This window comes from Aeromicrobium phragmitis (assembly GCF_003674095.1).
Taxonomy (GTDB): Bacteria; Actinomycetota; Actinomycetes; order Propionibacteriales; family Nocardioidaceae; genus Aeromicrobium; species Aeromicrobium phragmitis.
The window spans coordinates 580650-598513 of record NZ_RDBF01000001.1 but is presented as its reverse complement, the minus strand read 5'-3'; the positions used below and the strand labels follow the sequence as shown (position 1 = coordinate 598513).

19 protein-coding genes and 1 tRNA gene are annotated in these 17864 nt (G+C 67.9%); 4 read left to right on the top strand and 16 right to left on the bottom strand.

Annotated elements, in window-relative coordinates; genetic code table 11:
* The coding region (locus tag D9V41_RS17675) for an HNH endonuclease signature motif containing protein (RefSeq protein ID WP_166375884.1) at positions 1-581 on the top strand (581 nt) is incomplete at its 5' end.
* 244 nt (positions 582-825) lie between these two features.
* Here the strand turns inward: D9V41_RS17675 and D9V41_RS02850 are convergent.
* The 6 genes from D9V41_RS02850 to D9V41_RS02825 all read right to left on the bottom strand — a co-directional run bounded on the left by D9V41_RS02850 (position 826) and on the right by D9V41_RS02825 (position 5824).
* A complete protein-coding gene (locus D9V41_RS02850) occupies positions 826-1683 on the bottom strand; it encodes a carbohydrate kinase family protein (protein WP_166375883.1) in 858 nt (285 codons plus the stop codon).
* An 8-nt stretch (positions 1684-1691) separates the two neighbouring features.
* Positions 1692-2594, bottom strand: a complete 903-nt coding sequence (locus D9V41_RS02845) for a pseudouridine-5'-phosphate glycosidase (RefSeq protein ID WP_121792984.1) — start codon at positions 2592-2594, stop codon at positions 1692-1694.
* A gap of 39 nt (positions 2595-2633) precedes the next feature.
* A complete protein-coding gene (locus D9V41_RS02840; protein WP_121792983.1) occupies positions 2634-3437 on the bottom strand; it encodes an ABC transporter permease in 804 nt (267 codons plus the stop codon).
* Positions 3434-4348, bottom strand: coding sequence for an ABC transporter ATP-binding protein (locus tag D9V41_RS02835; RefSeq protein WP_121792982.1), 915 nt, complete (start codon positions 4346-4348; stop codon positions 3434-3436). The genes D9V41_RS02840 and D9V41_RS02835 overlap by 4 nt, the downstream gene beginning before the upstream one ends.
* Before the next feature lie 100 nt (positions 4349-4448).
* Positions 4449-5027 carry a dCTP deaminase gene (gene dcd / locus D9V41_RS02830; protein WP_121792981.1) on the bottom strand — a complete coding sequence of 193 codons (579 nt, stop codon included), beginning with the start codon at positions 5025-5027 and terminating at the stop codon, positions 4449-4451.
* A gap of 50 nt (positions 5028-5077) precedes the next feature.
* On the bottom strand, positions 5078-5824 hold the full coding sequence (locus tag D9V41_RS02825) for a sulfite exporter TauE/SafE family protein (protein WP_208006698.1): 747 nt from the start codon (positions 5822-5824) through the stop codon (positions 5078-5080).
* 205 nt (positions 5825-6029) lie between these two features.
* On the opposite strand from D9V41_RS02825, the gene D9V41_RS02820 reads away from it, so the two are divergent.
* Entirely contained in the window at positions 6030-6233 is a 204-nt protein-coding gene (locus tag D9V41_RS02820) for a cold-shock protein (protein ID WP_121792980.1), read from the top strand.
* A 74-nt stretch (positions 6234-6307) separates the two neighbouring features.
* Here the strand turns inward: D9V41_RS02820 and D9V41_RS02815 are convergent, their stop codons facing one another.
* The 3 genes from D9V41_RS02815 to D9V41_RS02805 are packed head-to-tail and all read right to left on the bottom strand — an operon-like array spanning position 6308 to position 10592.
* On the bottom strand, positions 6308-8356 hold the full coding sequence (locus D9V41_RS02815; protein ID WP_121792979.1) for a tripartite tricarboxylate transporter permease: 2049 nt from the start codon (positions 8354-8356) through the stop codon (positions 6308-6310).
* Positions 8357-8367: 11 nt separating this feature from the next.
* Positions 8368-9495, bottom strand: coding sequence for a Bug family tripartite tricarboxylate transporter substrate binding protein (locus D9V41_RS02810; protein WP_121792978.1), 1128 nt, complete (start codon positions 9493-9495; stop codon positions 8368-8370).
* Complete coding sequence (locus tag D9V41_RS02805; protein WP_121792977.1) at positions 9492-10592, bottom strand: PrpF domain-containing protein; 1101 nt, start codon at positions 10590-10592, stop codon at positions 9492-9494. The genes D9V41_RS02810 and D9V41_RS02805 overlap by 4 nt, the downstream gene beginning before the upstream one ends.
* A 117-nt stretch (positions 10593-10709) precedes the next feature.
* On the opposite strand from D9V41_RS02805, the gene D9V41_RS02800 reads away from it, so the two are divergent.
* A complete protein-coding gene (locus D9V41_RS02800) occupies positions 10710-11609 on the top strand; it encodes a LysR family transcriptional regulator (RefSeq protein WP_208006697.1) in 900 nt (299 codons plus the stop codon).
* A gap of 4 nt (positions 11610-11613) precedes the next feature.
* Here the strand turns inward: D9V41_RS02800 and D9V41_RS02795 are convergent, their stop codons facing one another.
* The 5 genes from D9V41_RS02795 to D9V41_RS02775 all read right to left on the bottom strand — a co-directional run bounded on the left by D9V41_RS02795 (position 11614) and on the right by D9V41_RS02775 (position 16295).
* The gene (locus D9V41_RS02795) at positions 11614-12144 is read right to left on the bottom strand and encodes a putative immunity protein (protein WP_243697131.1); all 531 of its coding nucleotides are present in this window, start codon (positions 12142-12144) and stop codon (positions 11614-11616) included.
* Positions 12128-13237: a glutamate--cysteine ligase gene (locus tag D9V41_RS02790; protein WP_121792974.1), complete on the bottom strand. Its 1110-nt coding sequence runs from the start codon at positions 13235-13237 to the stop codon at positions 12128-12130. The genes D9V41_RS02795 and D9V41_RS02790 overlap by 17 nt, the downstream gene beginning before the upstream one ends.
* An 81-nt stretch (positions 13238-13318) precedes the next feature.
* A complete protein-coding gene (locus tag D9V41_RS02785) occupies positions 13319-14167 on the bottom strand; it encodes a hypothetical protein (RefSeq protein ID WP_121792973.1) in 849 nt (282 codons plus the stop codon).
* Entirely contained in the window at positions 14164-14679 is a 516-nt protein-coding gene (locus D9V41_RS02780; protein ID WP_121792972.1) for a SigE family RNA polymerase sigma factor, read from the bottom strand. The genes D9V41_RS02785 and D9V41_RS02780 overlap by 4 nt, the downstream gene beginning before the upstream one ends.
* Before the next feature lie 365 nt (positions 14680-15044).
* Complete coding sequence (locus D9V41_RS02775) at positions 15045-16295, bottom strand: MFS transporter (protein WP_121792971.1); 1251 nt, start codon at positions 16293-16295, stop codon at positions 15045-15047.
* A 76-nt stretch (positions 16296-16371) separates the two neighbouring features.
* On the opposite strand from D9V41_RS02775, the gene D9V41_RS02770 reads away from it, so the two are divergent.
* The gene (locus D9V41_RS02770) at positions 16372-17292 is read left to right on the top strand and encodes a LysR family transcriptional regulator (RefSeq protein WP_121792970.1); all 921 of its coding nucleotides are present in this window, start codon (positions 16372-16374) and stop codon (positions 17290-17292) included.
* Positions 17293-17339: 47 nt separating this feature from the next.
* Here the strand turns inward: D9V41_RS02770 and D9V41_RS02765 are convergent, their stop codons facing one another.
* Complete coding sequence (locus D9V41_RS02765; protein WP_121792969.1) at positions 17340-17738, bottom strand: VOC family protein; 399 nt, start codon at positions 17736-17738, stop codon at positions 17340-17342.
* Between the two features lie 37 nt (positions 17739-17775).
* Positions 17776-17849: transfer RNA gene (locus D9V41_RS02760), tRNA-Gly, on the bottom strand.
* Between the last annotated feature and the right edge of the window lie 15 nt (positions 17850-17864).

Genomic DNA, 17864 nt, shown 5'->3' with positions numbered 1-17864 from the left:
AGCGGCTCGACCACGCCGCCAAGACCGCCACCGACGATGACCGGACGATCGCTCAGCGTCGGGCGGACTTCTTTGTCGACGCGCTCGACCACATCGACCCCGACAACGAGCCCGCCCGGACGCCGAACCTCGCGATCGGGGTCATGGTCCCCGCGTCCACGCTCGCGGGAGTCGATGATCAGCCGGCGATCAGCGCCGACCGCGACTGGATCCTCCCCGCCAACGCGGTCCGTGACCTCGCCTTGAGTGGGAACCCGTTCTGGTACCGACTCCTCGTCGACGAGAAAGACAACATCCTCGCCACCACCTACGAAGGCCGCTACCCACCAGATCATCTGCGGAACGCCATGAACGCCATCCGGTTCAGAGATGGGACCTGTCGATATCCCGGCTGCACCAAGAAAGCGCAGAACTGCGACCTCGACCACCGAGAACCACTCCCGGACGGCCCCACCAGTGGTGAGAATCTGTGGGCTTTGTGCAGGCATCACCACAAGCTCAAGACCTTCGGCCACGCCGAACCCATCGAGCACGACGACGGCTGGGCCTGGCGCATCGGCAGCACCACCCTCACCGAGTGAGGACTAGCGCAGAGTGTGGGGAGAACCGCCGATCCGAGCGTGCCCGAGCGCATCGGGGCTCGTGACGCGCGCACGTGCGATATGTTCTCGCCGCGGGCGCCAGAAGAGGGTCGGCTCGGACCGGCAGACCCGGAGTTTCGTTCAGAGCGCTCAGCGGGCCGTGTTCGTACGAAGCAGGACTGCAGATGACATTCTGAAGCGGTCCACCTTCATGTTCTAGTCTAGCGGTTGATGTTGGCCGCGGCTAGGGCCGCGCGCCTCGCATCGTGATGCAGCGTTCAGCCGCAGCAGAACCACCGGCGAGCGCAGCCTTCGGATCGCGGCTGTGAACCCACTCAGCGAGGAAGCCAGCCGTGAACGCGTCCCCGGCACCGGTGGTGTCCAGAACCGGCACCCGCGGGGCCGTGACCTGAGTGCGCACGTCCCCTCCGACGTACGCCGCACCCATCGCTCCCAGTGTCACCACCACATGCGGATACGCCTCCGCGAGTCGGTCGAAATCGACGAAGGGGCCGGTGGCTCCCGCCAACAGCCGAGCCTCCTCGATGTTCGGCACGACGAGGTCGACTCCGACAGTCCACCCTAGAAACTCCTCCACCCCGCACTGGCGCAGGAAGCCCGTGGAGCTCGGATCCACGCTCACCCCCACCCCACGTTCGCGTGCGGCCCTCACCAGATGCTGCGCGACGGGCAGCGTCGCCGGGTCGAAGAACGTGTAGCCGGTCAGGTGCAGCCACTCGACGCCGTCCCACATGCTCTCGTCGAGGTCATCGACGCCGAGCGCGCTGTTGGCTGCGCGGTCCACGAACATCGTCCGATCCGCGTCGTCGTCGAGAGTCAGGACGATCGTCGCGGTCGGCAGGACGGGATCGGGGACGAGGCGCGCCTCCACACCGACGTTCGCCAGAGCGTCGCCATGTCTCCCCACACCGTCGGCGCCCACCTTGCCCACGAAGCGCGTGGGCGCTCCGAGGTGCCCGAGCCACGCCGCCGTGTTCGCGGCCGAACCGCCCGGCGTCATCCGCACCTCCGCACGGGTGTCGCTACGCGGATTGATCGGCTCGAGCGGCCGCACACCGATGTCGTCGACGACATCTCCCACGACGAGGATCATCGCGCCGCCCAGGCCACGGCGATCTCGGCGGCGACGCGGATGTTGTTACGCGCAATGTCGAGGTTGACGCGCAGGCTCTCGCCGCCGGTGATGTCCACGATGGTCTGCAGCAGGAACGGCGTCACGTCCTTACCGCTCAGCCCTTTCTCGTCCGCGCGGCGCAGTGCCTCGGTGAGCGCGTCGTCGTGGACGTGGGGATCGAGCTGCTGGTCCGGTGGAAGCGGGTTGGCCACGAGGATGCCGCTGCGCTGTTCCAGCGCGTCTCGAGCGGCCATGACGGCAGCGACGGAGGCGGCGTCGGGGACGCTCCAGTCGAGCACTTGCCCCGAACTCGAAAGCCAGAAGCTCGGGAACTCCTCAGTTCGATAGCCGAGTACCGGCACGCTGAGCGTCTCGAGGCGTTCGAGTGTCGCGGGGATGTCGAGGATCGACTTCACCCCGGCGGACACGACGGTGATGGGCACCTGTGAGAGCACCGTGAGGTCGGCGGAAACGTCGAAACTCTCCGCCGCGCCGCGATGGACGCCGCCGAGACCGCCGGTGGCGAACACCCGGATGCCGGCACGATCGGCGATGAACGAGGTCGCCGCCACCGTCGTCGCACCGCTCACTCCGTGGGCGGCGACGATCGGCAGGTCGCGGACGCTGAGCTTGACGATGTCCTCACTGGCGATGCGCTCGAGCTCGGCCGGCGCCAGTCCGGCCTTCAGACGGCCGTCGAGCACCGCCACGGTCGCCGGCACCACCCCGACGTCACGGAGGATCTGCTCGAACTCCTGAGCCGCCGCGAGGTTGCCTGGCCTCGGCAGACCGTGCGAGATGATCGTCGATTCCAGGGCAACGACCGGACGACCCTCAGCGAGGGCGTCGGCGACTTCAGCTGAGCACTCGACCTTCACGCCCCGAGGCTATCGAGGCGTGAAGGCCGAGCGCGGGAGTCAGGCGTTGCGGCGTCGAATCGTCACTCCCGCGAGCGCCGCCACGACGGCCACCTCGACGAGGAAGACTGCGAATCCGACCCAGGGATCCAGCAGATTCGGGTTGAACATGACCGGAGCGGCGACCGGACCACCGGTGTTGCTGGGCAGGAGCTTGTTGATCCACTGCCCGGTCTCACCGGGAACGAGCATGACCATCGTCGGTAGGACGAACAAGACGGTGAGCAGGATGGTGACGGCGCCGGCCGTGTGGCGGACGAGGAATCCGACCGCGACTGCCGCCACCCCGAGCCCGGCCAGGTACAGGCCGCTGCCGAACATCGAGCGCAGGACGTCGCCTTCGAGAGCCAAACCGATGCCTTCGGCGTCCAAGAACGCGTTGCCCCCGACGTATCCGAGCAACGCGGTCGCGGTCCCGACCACGAAGAGAACGACGGCGAGGAGCACCGTCTTCGCCGCGAAGACCCGAGTCCGCGACGGCACTGCGGCGAAGGAGCTGCGGATCATTCCCGAGGCGTACTCCGAGGTCACGGCCAGCACGCCGAGCACCACCGCGGCAGCTGGCGCCAGCATCATGCCGAAGGTGATGAACGACCCGGGCGACTCGTCGGCCTCCGGGCTCGCCAACCATTCGGCGTTGAGCGCGCAGATCAGCGCGGTGAGGCCGGCACCGACGACGAGGAGGGCGAACAGCGTCCACCACGTCGAACGCACGGTTCGCAGCTTGACCCACTCGGCGTGCAGAATCGACCCGAAACCGGGCCGGGCGGTGATCAGTCCGCGGGGTTGAACGAGCGCGCTCATGCCGCGACTCCTTCCGTGGCGTGGTACTCGACGGCGTCCGCCGTGAGGGTCATGAAGGCGTCCTCCAGCGAGGACTGCTCGAGCGTCAGTTCGTGCAGGAGGAGCCCGTGCGAGCAGACCAGCTCGCCGACAGCGGCGAGATCGGCGTCGCGCACATGAAGCTCACCGGCGGACTGGTCAACGGCAAATCCGCGACCGGTCAACAGCGCCGCGACCTCGGCGGTTTGCGGGCTGCGGAGCCGGACGCGGCTCGCCGCGTGGTGCGTCATGAAGTCGGTCATCGAGGTGTCCGCCAGGATCTTCCCGCGACCGATGACGATGAGGTGGTCGGCCATCAGTGCCATCTCGGACATGAGGTGGCTGGACACGAAGACGGTCCGCCCCTCATCGGCGAGTCGCCGCGCCAGCTGACGAACCCAGCGGATGCCTTCCGGGTCGAGTCCGTTCACCGGCTCGTCCAGCACCACGGTTCCGGGATCGCCGAGGAGCGCCGCTGCGATGCCGAGCCGCTGACCCATGCCGAGCGAGAAGGCGCCGACTCTGCGGGCGGCGACCTTCTCGAGACCGACGAGGCCGATCACCTCGTCGACGCGTCGCAGCGGGATGCGATTGCTGACGGCGAGCCAGCGCAGGTGGTCGCGCGCGGAACGGCCTGGGTGAACCGCGTGGGCATCGAGGAGCGCGCCGATCTCACGCAGCGGCGCGCCCGCGGTGCCGTAGGCGTGGCCGTTGATCGTGACGGAGCCGGAGGTCGGGGCGTCGAGGCCGAGGATCATCCGCATCGTGGTGGACTTGCCCGCGCCGTTCGGACCGAGAAAACCGGTCACGCGGCCGGGCTCGACGGTGAAGTAGAGCGCATCGACCGCGGTGGTCGTGCCGTAGCGCTTCGTGAGGTGACGTGCTTGGATCATGCGTCCAGCGTCGCCGTCACGGCTCGCTCGCCGCATCGGGGAACGACCCCGAAGCGCCCCCGGTCCTACCCCTGAGAGTGCAGTCGGGGTGTCGCTGCGGTCAGGAGATGTCGGCGCGGTAGAAGTTCGCGTGCGAGCGCGAGGGCGTCGGGCCGCGCTGGCCCTGGTAGCGGGAGCCGTACTTCTCCGACCCGTACGGATGCTCGGCCGCGGAGGAGAGCTGGAAGAAGCACAGCTGACCGATCTTCATCCCCGGGTAGAGCTTGATCGGCAGCGTGGCGACGTTGGCGAGCTCGAGGGTGATGTGCCCGCCGAAGCCCGGGTCGATGAAGCCTGCGGTGCTGTGCGTCAACAGCCCGAGGCGGCCCAGTGAGCTCTTGCCCTCGAGTCGAGCCGCGATGTCGTCGGGCAGCGTGACGTACTCGTAGGTCGAGCCGAGGACGAACTCGCCGGGATGCAGCACGAAGGCGTCGTCACCCTCGACCTCGACCGGTCGGGTGAGGTCGGACTGATCCGCAGCCGGGTCGATGTGCGGGTACTTGTGATTGTCGAAGACCCGGAACAGCCGGTCAAGGCGCACGTCGATGCTCGACGGCTGGATCATCGACGGCTCGAGCGGATCGAGCGACACGCGTCCGGCGTCGATCTGGGCGAGAATGTCGCGGTCCGAGAGCAGCACGTGGACAACCTAACGCATGCGCGCGCGAGCGCGGACCGCGACGATGGCGATCACAGCGCGCTGACGCCGTCGACGACCGTCGCGGCGGCGCCGACGAAGGCCAGCACGATGACGACACCGCGAGCCTGATCGTCGCGGATGTAGCGCTGCAACCAGTCCCCGGCGAGAACCCCGACCACGATCAGAGCCAGAACGAGCAGCCATAACAGCACGCCGATGTCGGGAGCCGACGACGGGTGTGTGACCGCTTTCGCGGTCAGCGTGACGACGGACGTCGCGATGAACAGCGGCTGCAATGTGGCGACGAACTGAGGCTGCGGAACGCGCGCCAGCAGCGCATAGGCGGTGAACGCGGGACCTGCCGCGCCGGCGATGGCGTTGCTCGCGCCGCCGATCGCGCCCGCGGTCGCTCGGGTGCCAGCGCCGCGGAGCACGAGCGTCGTGCGTTGAATGGCCCATGAGAGCCCCAGTCCGAGCAACACGACGACGCCCACCACGACCGAGACCGGGGCCGGTGGCAGTTCCAGCGCCAACCAGGAGGCCGGCACGGTGGCGATCATCGCGGGCAGCCCGAGGCCGAGGAACATCCGCCAGTCGATGTCGTGCCACACCCGCGACATGATGAGCCCGGACGAGACCAGCCCGCAGGCGTTGACCATGATCACGCCCTCGTGCGGACCGAGGAGCAGTACCAGAAACGGCGAGACGAGGAGGGCGAACCCGAGTCCTGCGACGCGCTGGGCGATGGCACCGACCACCACCGCGACCATCACGAGGACCACGGAGCCGACTGCCACCCGTGCACCCTAGCTGCACGGGAGACGGTGTGCCGGGGTTGGGAGTCGTCTGATAGTGTGGAGCCCGTTGTAGACGTTTGTTGCACCAGTGATTGACCGGGCCGCATTCCTTCGAGTGTGGCCCTCAGTAACTCCCCGGTTGATGTGCGTCGCGACTCAGAGTCGCCCGCGATAAGCGCGAGCGCACTACCGTAAGGAGATCATCATGGCTACTGGAACCGTGAAGTGGTTCAACGCTGAAAAGGGCTTCGGCTTCATCGCGCCCGACGACGGCAGCGAGGACGTTTTCGCCCACTACAGCTCCATCAACGCGTCGGGTTACCGCTCGCTCGAGGAGAACCAGAAGGTCGAGTTCGACGTCGAGCAGGGCCAGAAGGGCCTTCAGGCGGCCAACATCCGCCCGCTCTGATACGAGCCACGCCGTAACGCGAACAGCCGCTCGCCCCTCACGGGGCGGGCGGCTGTTCGCTTTCTCGGGGCGGGTCAGCCCACGAAGATCCCTCCCGGCAGGTGGATCGGCAGGAAGACCGGAACCACCGCGATGATGCTGACCATCACCGCCGTGTAGACCGTCGCAGTGCGCGGCCGGGTTTCGGCGACGTACAGCAGGAACGCCGGGAGAAAGAACAGAAGCGCGGGCACGTAACCGAACAACGTTGCCAGGACGACGAACACTGTCATCCACGCGAAGGTGCGAGTCGAGTTGTGCACCATGGGCGTCATGACCGGCCATCGGGTGACCGCTGTGGACGGCTGGACGAGGGTCGTGCCGGATGTCGGCGCGGACGCCTCGCCGTCGTCGAACTCGGGATCGCGCTCGGGTCGCGGCGGCGCGAACGAGCCGCCTTTCCACTCGCGCGCCACGAGCAAGGCGGCGAGCGCGATGCCCACACCGGCGACGAGACGCGGGACGAGCCGTCCCTCGTCCGAGAATGAACTGGTCAGGAAGAACGCGACCACAAACACCGCGAGCAGCCCGACCGAGGTCGTCAGCGACCACACCGAGTCCGCGAGCGGGCCGTCGGCATCAGCACTGGCGGGCGGCGGAGCGTCCTGATCGGCCGGGACGTCCTTGCGGAACCGCCGGCGCAGCGCCAGCAGCGCCGGCACCGCGAGAATCGCGATGAACACGAGAACGTACGGGCGGGTCAGCCAGTCCGACGGCGCGTAGACGCGATCGGTGAGGAAGTAGTACCGCTCGAGCGGCACGGCGAGCACGAAGCCGATGAGGAAGGGTGCCCGCGGGAAACCGGTGCTCTTGAGCAACCACCCCAGCGCTCCGAGTACGAGCATGATCCACAGGTCACCGACCTGCAGCGAGCCCTGGTAGGCGCCGAGCATCATGATCGCCAGCAGGCCGGGCCCGAGCACGGAGAACGAGACGGTCGTGATCCGGGCGAGTCCCTTCGAACTGACGAAGCACAAAAGCGCGCCCACGACGCTCGCGATCGCGAACGACCAGATGATGAGGTACATCAGGTTGAGGTGATCGGTGACGATCGACGGTCCCGCCTGGATTCCGTTCGTCAGCAGCATGCCGAGAAGCATCGCGGCCGGGACGCTGCCGGGAATGCCGAACATGAGCGTAGGGATGAGGTCGCCCGCCGCGATCGAGCTGTTGGCGCTCTCCGGTCCCACGACGCCGCGCGGGTCGCCCTTGCCGAACTTCGACTTGTCCTTGGCCGTCGCAACGGCCTGGCCGTACGCCAGCCACGTTCCGGCCGTTGCTCCGATGCCCGGCAGGATGCCAGCCCAGATGCCGACCAGGGAACCACGGATGACCTGGGTCCAATGCGACAACCACTCGCGGATGCCAGCCATCCAACCGCCGCTGAGCGACACGGGTGCCTCGTTCGACTTCTTCTGTCCGGCTCGCGAGGCGATTTCGGCGAGCCCGAACGTCCCGAGCGCGACCGCCACGAGCGACAGCCCGTCGGCGAGCAGCATCGACCCGAAGGTGAAGCGGTACTCCGCCGTCGTGGGCGCCGTGCCCACCATGCCGAACAGCAGGCCGAGAGCCGCCGCGACAAGCCCCTTGACCGCGTTGCCGCGCGACAACACCGCGGCCATCGAGATCCCGAGCACCGTGAGCATGAACAGTTCGGGGCTTCCGAAGGAGAGCACGAGCGGTCGCACCAGCGGAATGGCGATCGTCAGACCGATCGCACCGATGACACCGCCGACCATTGAGGATAAGAAAGCGAGGCCCAAGGCGCGTTTGGCCTGTCCGGCCCTCGCCATCGGGTAGCCGTCCAGCAACGTCACGCTTGCGGACGCCGATCCCGGGGCGCCCAGCAACACGGTCGCGACGGTGTCCGACGTGTGGACCACGGCCAGAGCACCGATGAGCATCGCGAGCGCGGCGGCCGGCTCCATACCGAACGTCAACGGGAGGAGGATCGCCATCGCGGCCGTTCCGCCCAGGCCTGGAATGAGCCCGATGATCAACCCGGCCAGCACGCCGGCCATCAGCATGAGCAGCATCGACGGGTCAGCGAGTGACCCGAGTGCTGAGAGTGCAGCTTCAGTCATGGGATCGCCCTTCAGCCCAGGTGGATGTCATAGGTGTCCCGCAGGAGGGACAGGACGTACTCGCGCACGGAGTCGTCGACGACGTAGACCTCCGCCACACGCTCCTTGACGCCGTCGTCGGCAACGAGCGGATAGCCGCCCAGAACCTCGGCCGCCTTGTCATTGAAGGCCTTGTCGCCGGAGAGGTCATCGGCGGCCTTGCGCAGCGATTCGCTCGCGCCCTCGCTCGTCTCGCCGGGAACCCACAACCCCTTCTGATACGTGTACGTCACACCCAGCAGTGCGGTGTACGCCTCCCAGGCCGGGCCACTCGGGGCCTCGCCGTACAGCTCCTCGTACGCCTCAGCGACCGTCGGCAGATCCGGGAAGTTCGTGTCGCGGACGACTTCGCCGTCCTCGTCGAGCTGCCCGAACGAGACCAGTGGAACGACGCTGCCGTTCTGCAGCAGCGGTCCGACAGACGGCTCCCAGGCGGACGTGGTCTGGTAATCGAGGTCGACCTCACCGCGTTGGACGGCGAGGTTCACGGGCCCGCGACCCTCGAAGCCGAAGATCGACCGTTGATCGACTCCGAGCACGTCGAAGGCGACGAGAGTCGTCAGGTCGAGTCCGGTCGCGCTGATGCCGCCGAAGGTCAACGGCGTGTCACGATCCACGAGGTCGCGTAGTCCTTCGACGCCGGCGGCCTTGCGCGCGTAGATCGCACCGCCCGTCCCGTTCACGACGACGGGTGTCATCTGCGCGAAGTCGTAGTTGACCTCGCTACGGCCCAGAACCCAGGGCACGACGCTCGTCGCGGTCGAGACGAGAAGGTGCGTCCCGTCCGCCGGCGCGCGACGGGCGAACTGGTTCGACCCGGTGATTCCCTCACCACCCGGCTCGTTCACGGGCGAGAACCCGGGTCCGCCGGTGACGCGGGGAGCGAGCTCCTGCCCGACAAACCGGGCCCAGGTGTCGGTCCCTCCGCCTTCGGCGAGCGGGATCATGACCTCCAAGGTCTCCTTGGAGAAGTCCCCGTCGGCGGTGTCCGCCGCGGAACTGAAAGGCGACCCTCCGAGGAAGGCTGCGGCAACCGCGAGGGCGGTGAAGACGCACATCACCGTGGTGGACTGGCGCGATCGCGCGAACGTGATGCTCACGAGGCCACCGCCTCTGCGGGGCGCACGGGACGAGCGGCTGGTCCGATGACCAGGCGCGTGTCGGCGAGTTCACGCATCGTCCGGGTGACCGCGACCGCCGGACGACCGGCGTGCTCGCCCAGAACCGTCTCGACGATCCCGGCCGGAGTGGAGATCTGCAGACGGTCTCCGTGAGGAGCGGCGAGGTCGGCCGCGATGGTTCCGGGTGTAGCCACCGCCATCGTGATCGCGACGCTGCCGGTGATGGCGAGTGCGGGGTGCACCTTCCCCATGGAGAGCATCCGCACCTGCAGGTCGCTGCCCTCGGGCGCCGGTGACACGACCACGAGCTTCGGTACCGCTCGCTGCGCCCCTGCCGGCGTGGTCGCCATGCCCATCGCCACCGCCCCGGCGCGGCGGATCTCGTCGAGGCGCAACAGCGTCTCAGGGTCCGCGTCGAGGACCGCCGGCACCTCGTTGCCCGTCAACCCGACCGACCGCGCGTCGATCACGACGACGGGGGCTCCCGCATCGAGCAAGGTGGCCTCGACGGTGCCGTGCGGGGTCGTGAGCTCGTTGCGAGTCCGGCCGGTCGGCAGCAGCTCGCCGGTCGTTCGGCCGGCGGGCTCTACGAACCACATGCGGACGGCTTCTCCCGGGAACGGCACTCCCGGGATCTCACTCAAGACGATGTCGTCCCCGGAGGTATCCAGGTCGAGCACGATGAGCTGGCCGGTGTTGGTGTTCCGCACGCGCACGGACGTCGTCGGTGTCGTCGGGGTGACCCAGCCGCGGCGCAGCGCGTAGTGCCCGACGACCGACGAGCAGTTACCGCAGTTGCTGCCCCAGTCGACCACCGGCTCTTCGATGCCCACCTGCGCGAAGGTGTAATCCACGTCCACACCCTCATCGCTCGACGGCGAGACGATCACCGCTTTGCTCGTGGTGGACGTGCCCCCGCCGACGCCGTCGACCTGACGCGGGTCGGGGCTGCCGAACAGTCGCAGCAGCACCTCGTCGACCGTGTAGTCGGGAAGCTCCAGCTCCTCCCGGTCGAAGACCCAACACTTGCTCGTTCCTCCCCGCATCCAGGTCGCCTTGATCTCTCGTCCGTGCATCGTCGCGTTCCTCTCGAGTGACTACCCGAAAGATGATGCGCATCACAACAGTGAAGCACTAGCGACGAATTATGAAGGAGCATGTACCTTTACTTAAAGCTTGACGAAGGAGGGGAAATGGATGTCCGGCGCCTGATGCTGCTCGTGGAAGTCCTCGACCGGGGCTCCATCTCAGCCGCTGCCGAGGCCTTGCAATACACCCCGTCGGCGGTCTCACAACAGGTGAAGCGGCTGGAACACGAGGTAGGGCAACCCCTCCTCTCCCGCTTCCCCCGAGGCGTGCGGGCAACCGACGCGGGCCTCGTGCTCTACCGCCATGCGTGCCGCATCCGCGACCAGTTGCAGGCGGCTCAAGCCGACGTCGACGCCGTCGCCGGGCTCCGACGGGGTCACCTGCGCATCGGCACGTTCCCGACGGTGGGCAGTTCTCTGCTGCCGTTGGCTGTCCGCGCGTTCATGGAGAAGCACCCCAACGTCCGGCTCACCGTGCACAGTGCGCGCTTCGACGACTTGGTGCAGCGCCTTCACGCCGGATCGGACGACGTGACGTTGCTGTGGGACTACGAGTGGAACCGTTTCCGCGACGACGAGCTGGACGTCGTGCATCTGCTCGACGACGCGACGATGCTCGTCGTGTCCGCCGACCACCGGTTCGCGCGTCGACGTCGCGTGCGGCTCGCCGAGCTCAGCGAGGAGGAGTGGGTGGTCAGAGAGGCTGACCACCCCGTCACCGAAGTCCTCGACCGGAGCGCCCGTGCCGCCGGGTTCTCGCCACGCATCTCTTTCCGCGCCAACGATTACCAGGAGGCGCAGTCGATGGTGGGAGTCAGACTCGGGGTGGCGCTCGCGCCCCGTCTGGCGGTCGTCAATCGGGTCCCGGGTGTGCGAGTGCTCTCGCTCGCGGGCGGCGTCCCGGCGCGGCGGATCTTGGCGGTGACGCGGCGGCACGCGATCGCCGCGCCGACCGAAGCCGCGATGCTGAGCACGCTGCGCGAGGTCGCGGACGATCTCGAGTAAGTCGTCAGTCGCGCAGGGAGCGGTCCAGCTCGCTCATCAGCTGCGCGACGCGGTTACTTCCTTCCGGGGCGAGCGGGTAGCGCCGGAGGACGTCGACGAGCGTCGGTGTCGCACGCTGCCGCGCTGCGTCGAGCGCGCGTTCCGCCGCCTTGTCGTCGTCGGGCGCCTGCAGTTCGGCGATCCGACCGGCGCTCGCCGCGGCTCGGAGGATGTGGCCCACCTGATGGGCCTTGACGATCGGGTGCAGATAGGCGGCCGATGCCGCGTCGCCCGCGGACCGCGCGGACAGGCGGGCGACCTCGGTGGTCGCATCCTTGGCTGCTCGATGCGCGTCGAGTGAGGTGACCCGCTGGAGCTTCGTGCGGTGGGCACCTTCGACGAACTCCCACGCCGCGTCGAGCGCGGCACGCGGGCGGCGGTCCTCAGGATGGGCCGCTTCGAAGATCGGCAGGAGCTCGCCGGCGGTCTCGGCGACGAAACGCGTCACGACCCGCAACTCCTCGATGGTCAGCTCGAAGTCACCGGTCGTGGCCACGGTCAGCAGCATAGGTGTGAGTGGCTTCGAGGGCTGCGGCGACCACGTCCCGCACGTCCTCACGGGCCGCGTAGGCCTGCCGTTGCTTCCGCGCTCCGGTGCCGTCCTCCAGGATCTGGGCCACCGCGGCGTCGACACGTTCTTCGTCCCCGTAGTCGTTCAGCACCGGCCGCACCACGTCGAGCAGCCGGGCGACGACGTCCCCCGCAGGGACGGGCGTACCGGTGGTGGGATCGATCAACCGGTCCTGGACGCCACTGTGACTCGCTTGCCACGACCACAGTCGCAGCAGCGACGCCGGAACTTCAGGGGCCGGCCGGTCCGACTCTCGGGCGGCCGTCTCCACGAGAGCTCGGGTGAGCGTGGCGATGACGGCGGCGTCGGAGGGAGCGAGGCAGACGTCGGCGATCCGCACCTCGACTGTCGGCTGGTGCTCGGAGAGCCGGACGTCGTCGTAGAGCATGCCGGCATCCAGGGGCACGCCCGTCGCCAGGACGGCGGCCTGATGCCGCTCGTAGGCGTCGGCAGAGCCGTACGGATCGACAGGGCCGGCGGTGGGCCAGCGCGACCAGGCCTGGTACCGGTACGAAGCGTAACCAGTGTCCGCGCCTTGCCAGAACGGTGAGTTGGCGCTCAGTGCCAACAGCGTCGGCAGCCACACCCTGATGCGATCCAGCACCGTCACACCCTCGTCGCGCGACTCGATGCTCACGTGGATGTGGAAGCCGTTGGTGAGCTGTTCAGCGGCGATGAGCCCGAAGCGCTCGCCGATACGCCGGTAGCGCGACGTGGGTCCGAGGTGCGGATCGACCCTGCCTGGAGCGGTGGGCAGTGCCGCGACCCGGCCCCCGACGTTCGCGGCCGCCTCCTCGGCGAGGGCGCGGCCGGTGAGAATCGCGTCCAGTTGCCCGGCCATCGTGGTCTGCGGCGGGGAAGCGACCTCGATCTGCTCCTGTTGCAGCTCGGCGGTGACTTGGTGGCCGGTGGAGGTGGTCTCCTTCTGCAGGGACGCTGCCCAATCCCCCGCGGGCAGCGGCTCCAAGGTGGAGGCGTCGACCAAGAGCAGTTCCTCTTCCACACCGAATGTCCGCACCCGCTCATCCTGGCCGCTGGCCGCGATGCTTGCACAACTCCGGCTGACGCCGGAATCACCACGCTCGAGTGTGGCGAACGGTCAGTGGTCGGGGAGCGTCAAGGATTCACTGGCCGCAAGCTCCAGCAGTCGATCGACGCCAGGCAGCTCGGTGGCCGGGGCTGAGCCTGGAGCGGCGTTGTTGCCCCAGGATTCGTTGGCGTCGATGGTCACCATGAGCCCGTCGTGACGCTCCACGGACACGGCTCGGCCGCCCTGGTACTCGCTCACCCGGGCCGCGCTCACGCCCGGTGGCAGGTTCTCCTCGATCGCGCTCCACTGCTCGCGGAGCGCGATGATCTGCGACTGCTCCTCGCCGTGCTCCGGCGAGATGACCTCCAGTTGCACCATGCCGAGTCCGCCGGCGCTCGACCAGCCGAACTTGGTTCCCAGCCGGGCGAGTTGCCCGGTCTCTCGGTCGCATCCGAACTGCAGGTTGGCCCCGTCGGCGGTCAGATACGTTCCGGAGGGGTCCAGGACTGCAGCAGCGGCCTGGTGATAGGACGCCAGCTGCGACGTCACCGCGGGATGCTCCTGAGGCGGGCTGGCGGGATCCGCGTTCTGCGTGTCCTCGGCGGGGTTGAGCACGCGTCGGCCGCCGGACTCGTCGAGGCAGAAGCCGGAGACTTCGTTCGAGCCGACCTCGACGTGCGGAATCACTGCGCCGCCGAGGCTGCCACCGGAACGTCCCTGCTCTCCCGGGAAGTAGATGGTCGCCGAGACAGCGCCGACGGCCACCACGGCGGTGGCGATCCCCGCGGCACCGCGAACTCGCCGACGGCGCAACGCCCTCTGCCCTCGGCGGATGTCGTGAAGTGGATCGGCTGCGGGCGCCGGAGCGCGTTGGCCGAGCTCGTCCAGGCGGTCGGAGAGAAGATCAGAGTCGTTCATCGGGCATCTCCTTGATGAGCGGAGGTCGGTGCGGCGGGTTGCGGGGTCAGGATGCGGCGCAGTGAGGTGAGTGCGGCGGAGGTCTGGCTCTTGACGGTCCCCGCGCTCACGCCGAGATCAGCAGCGGTCTCCTCGACCGACAATCCCCAGTAGTGGCGCAGCACCACGATCCGGCGCTGCCCTGCGGGTAGAGCGCGCAACGCCGCCCACAGTTCGTCGGCTTCCTCGACGCTCTCGGCCCGCGCCGGGGTTTCCGGCAACTCGTCGCTCGGCCGTTCGCGCCGCCACGGTCGCCGGCTCTCGTCGATGTTCGCGTTGACCAACATGCGCCGGACGTACGCCTCGATGGCGTCCGCTCGCGAGACCCGCGGCCAGGCGAGATAGAGCTTGGTCAACGTCTCCTGCACCAGGTCCTCGGCTCTGTGCGGATCGCCGCACAGAAGCCAGGCGCTGCGATAGAGATGGAGTCGCCGCCCTGCGACAAACGCTCCGAACTCCGAAGCTCGCGACACCTGAGACCTCCCACTGGTTTTCGGGCTTTCCCCTACATGACGGAGCGAGGGGGCCGAAAGGTTGGCTGGTCGACGTGCTTCGTGTGAGTCAGCGACGCGACGAGCGCACCGGTCTCAGAATCTAGGCCCCACCTCGAGGCGTAATGGCAAGCCACTCCGAGGCGCCAGGACGATCGAGTCGGCTAGTCTCGCCACCGATATGCGGACAGGCGCAGTCCTCAACCTGCCGGACCACCTGGGACACGCCTGGGGAATCCACCCGCCGCGAGGCTTCAACTGAATTGAAACCAGGGCCGTGAGGAGGCCGGCTACGCCGGGGCAGATCCTGCGCTCGCTCCTGTCATCCGCGCCGGGTCCGGTAGCCGTTACCCTGCCGACGACGATGGTGCTGGGCCTTTGCCACTGAGACCGATGACCAGGGAGAGAACCGCGATACCGGCGGTGGCCCAGAGCATCGTGAGGACGCCCGTGGCCTCGACCACTACTCCGCCGAGGAGAGCTCCGAGGGCAATCGAAGCGGTGAAGAATCCGACGTAGACGCCCGTGATGTGCTCCACCCGGTCAGGAGCGGCCCGGGTCATCCAGAGCTGGCCCCCGACGGAGAGCCCTCCGTATGCGACACCCCACAGCGCGACCGCTATACCTGCAGCAAGAGCGCCGGTGCCGAACAGGGCAAGAGCGGCCGTCGCAGCTGCGATGCCTGCGGCCAGGGTCAGCACGGTGGCTTTCGGACGGTGGGCCGCCACGGCTCCGGCCAAGAAATTGCCAGCCAACCCGAAGACGCCGTAGATCAGCAGCAGCAGGGCGATCGCGTCCGCGGAGAGTTTCGGCAAGTGCTCGAGTGCGGGGCGGATGTAGGTGTAGGCAGCGAAATGTGCGGTGACGAGGAAGACCACCACCATCAGGCCGGTGACGACAGCCGGCGTCACGAGTGACGCCCGCGACCCTTGGGCGCCGGCGCCGGCTTCCGCCGGTTGCCGTAGATCGGGCAGAGTCGCCAGGAGTGCGGCGGCCAAGATGCAGCCGATTGCAGCGAGGGTCCCGAACGCTGCCCGCCACCCGAACGCGTTGCCGATCAAGGTGCCCAGCGGCACACCGAAGACGGACGCCGAGGCTACCCCGGAAACGGCGAAGGACACCGCCAGAGCCGCGTGACGGGGAGCCACCAGCCGCACCGCCACCGCGGCGGCCAGCCCCCATACGATGCCCATTCCCATCCCGAGCACGACCCGGGAGACCACGAGCATCCCGAACCCAGTCGAGATCGTCGTCAGCACATTCCCAAGTGCCAGTGCCACCATCGCCGCTGCCAGGACGTGGCGGCGGTCCACGTTCCCCAGCAGACGAGGCACCGCCGGAGCGGTCACCGCCGCGATCGAGCCGGTGATGGTCAAACTCGACCCGGCCGCGCCAGACGAGATTCCGAGTCCATCGGCCATGGGAGTCAGCACCCCCACCGGCAACATCTCCGATGTCACCACGACGAACGTACTCAGCGTCAGTACCGCCACAGCGACCCACTGGGCGGGGCGCGTGCCGGCCACCTCGTCCGGGGCGGGGCGAGGGTCGGTTGCGGCGCGGGGGCTCGAGGGCGGTGAAGGGTCAGCAGCGGTCATGCTTCCCAGTCCACCCATGCGGGAGCTTCCGAACAACGCCGATCTGCTCACCGATCGATTAGCTAGGCTCATCGATATGGTGAAGACCGTGTCCACGCTCAGTCAGGTGCATGTTCAACAGATCGAGTGCCTGCTGACGTTGGCTGAAGAGTTGCACTTCGGTCGCACCGCAGAGCGCCTCGGTTACTCGCAATCGAGAGCAAGTCAGCTCATCAGCTCGCTGGAGCAGCGGATCGGTGCCCGGTTGGTTCAGCGCACCAGCCGTCGAGTCTCGTTGACGCGGCTGGGCGAGCAGTTCGTGCGCGAGGTTCGGCCGGCGTATCAGCACCTGGCTTCGACGTTCGTCCATGCCCGAGAGCGAGCGATGTGGGGGGCTCTCGAAGAGCTACGGATCGGCTTCACCGGCATGGTCTATGAGGAGATCACCCGCACTTTCCGGGTTCTTGATGAACGGCACGGCGTCACGGTGCATACGCGCGACCTGCCTCTCGGTTCACCGTTCGACGCCCTTTTCGCGGGTGATGTCGATGCGGCCATCATCGAGCTGCCTGTCCACGAGCCCGGACTCACCGTAGGTTTTCGGTTCCCGCCGCAGGATCAGTTCCTCGCCATCGCTCAGGGTCACCCTCTCACCGAACATCCCATGCTGGACATCGAGTCACTGGCCGCCGTGGACCTGCTTCACCGCGAAGGTGGCGCCCCGCACTACTGGATGAGTGCCCGCACCCCACCGACTACGCCCTCGGGCATGCCGATCGTCTCGACGACCGGGATCACGACCGTCCAACAAGGGCTCGCCTTGGCTGCCACAGGTCGCCACGGGATGCTGGTCTGCAAGCCGGTTGCCGACCACAGCGGTCGCGCCGACCTCGCTTTTCTTCCCGTCCAAGGTCTTGAAGGCACCAGCCAACTCGCCCTGGTCTGGCCCGCCGAGAACGCCACCCCGTCGCTGACCGCGCTGGCCCGACTCCTGGAAGAAGCACACCTGATGGACTGACCCTAGGCATGCGTAGCCACGTGCCGCGGAATGGCTCGGCGTACTTCTCACTCCTGCTGCTCGAGTTCGGCTTCCGAGCGGAGCACGCAGAACTGGTTGCCCTCGGGGTCGGCGAACGTGGCCCACCCGCTTCCCGGTCCGTAGATGCCGCGGCGGTCCGCGACGAGCCGAGCGCCCTGGGATTCAAGCCACGCGATCTCTTCGTCCCGGCTGCGGTCGCGCGGGCGTACATCGAAGTGGATCCGCTTCTCGGGAAGCTCGGCGTCGGGCACCTCGATGAAGAGGAGCGTGTGGCCCGACTCGGGGTCGTGGATGCTGCACTCTTCGTGCCCGGGCTCGTTCGGGTCGTCCGGGTCCATCTCGTAGGCCAGGACGTTCCGCCACCACTCGCTGAGGGCGAACGCGTCATGGCAGTCGACGGTGGTGTGCGACACGAAGACTGACATGGAACGCAGCGTAGTGGCGAGAGTCGACGGGAAACAGTGGAGCCGGTGACGGGAATCGAACCCGCGTATCTTGCTTGGGAAGCAAGCGCTCTGCCATTGAGCTACACCGGCGTCGACCCCGATCAT

What these genes read in the sequence shown, in the direction of transcription:
- D9V41_RS02775 (WP_121792971.1), bottom strand. Translation starts at nt 16,295, where the DNA reads ATGACCGCTGCTGACCCTTCACCGCCCTCGAGCCCCCGCGCCGCAACC.
- D9V41_RS02785 (WP_121792973.1), bottom strand. Translation starts at nt 14,167, where the DNA reads ATGAACGACTCTGATCTTCTCTCCGACCGCCTGGACGAGCTCGGCCAA.
- D9V41_RS02805 (WP_121792977.1), bottom strand. Translation starts at nt 10,592, where the DNA reads ATGCACGGACGAGAGATCAAGGCGACCTGGATGCGGGGAGGAACGAGC.
- D9V41_RS02835 (WP_121792982.1), bottom strand. Translation starts at nt 4,348, where the DNA reads ATGATCCAAGCACGTCACCTCACGAAGCGCTACGGCACGACCACCGCG.
- D9V41_RS02770 (WP_121792970.1), top strand. Translation starts at nt 16,372, where the DNA reads ATGGTGAAGACCGTGTCCACGCTCAGTCAGGTGCATGTTCAACAGATC.
- D9V41_RS02840 (WP_121792983.1), bottom strand. Translation starts at nt 3,437, where the DNA reads ATGAGCGCGCTCGTTCAACCCCGCGGACTGATCACCGCCCGGCCCGGT.
- D9V41_RS02800 (WP_208006697.1), top strand. Translation starts at nt 10,710, where the DNA reads ATGGATGTCCGGCGCCTGATGCTGCTCGTGGAAGTCCTCGACCGGGGC.
- D9V41_RS02820 (WP_121792980.1), top strand. Translation starts at nt 6,030, where the DNA reads ATGGCTACTGGAACCGTGAAGTGGTTCAACGCTGAAAAGGGCTTCGGC.
- D9V41_RS02815 (WP_121792979.1), bottom strand. Translation starts at nt 8,356, where the DNA reads ATGACTGAAGCTGCACTCTCAGCACTCGGGTCACTCGCTGACCCGTCG.
- D9V41_RS02765 (WP_121792969.1), bottom strand. Translation starts at nt 17,738, where the DNA reads ATGTCAGTCTTCGTGTCGCACACCACCGTCGACTGCCATGACGCGTTC.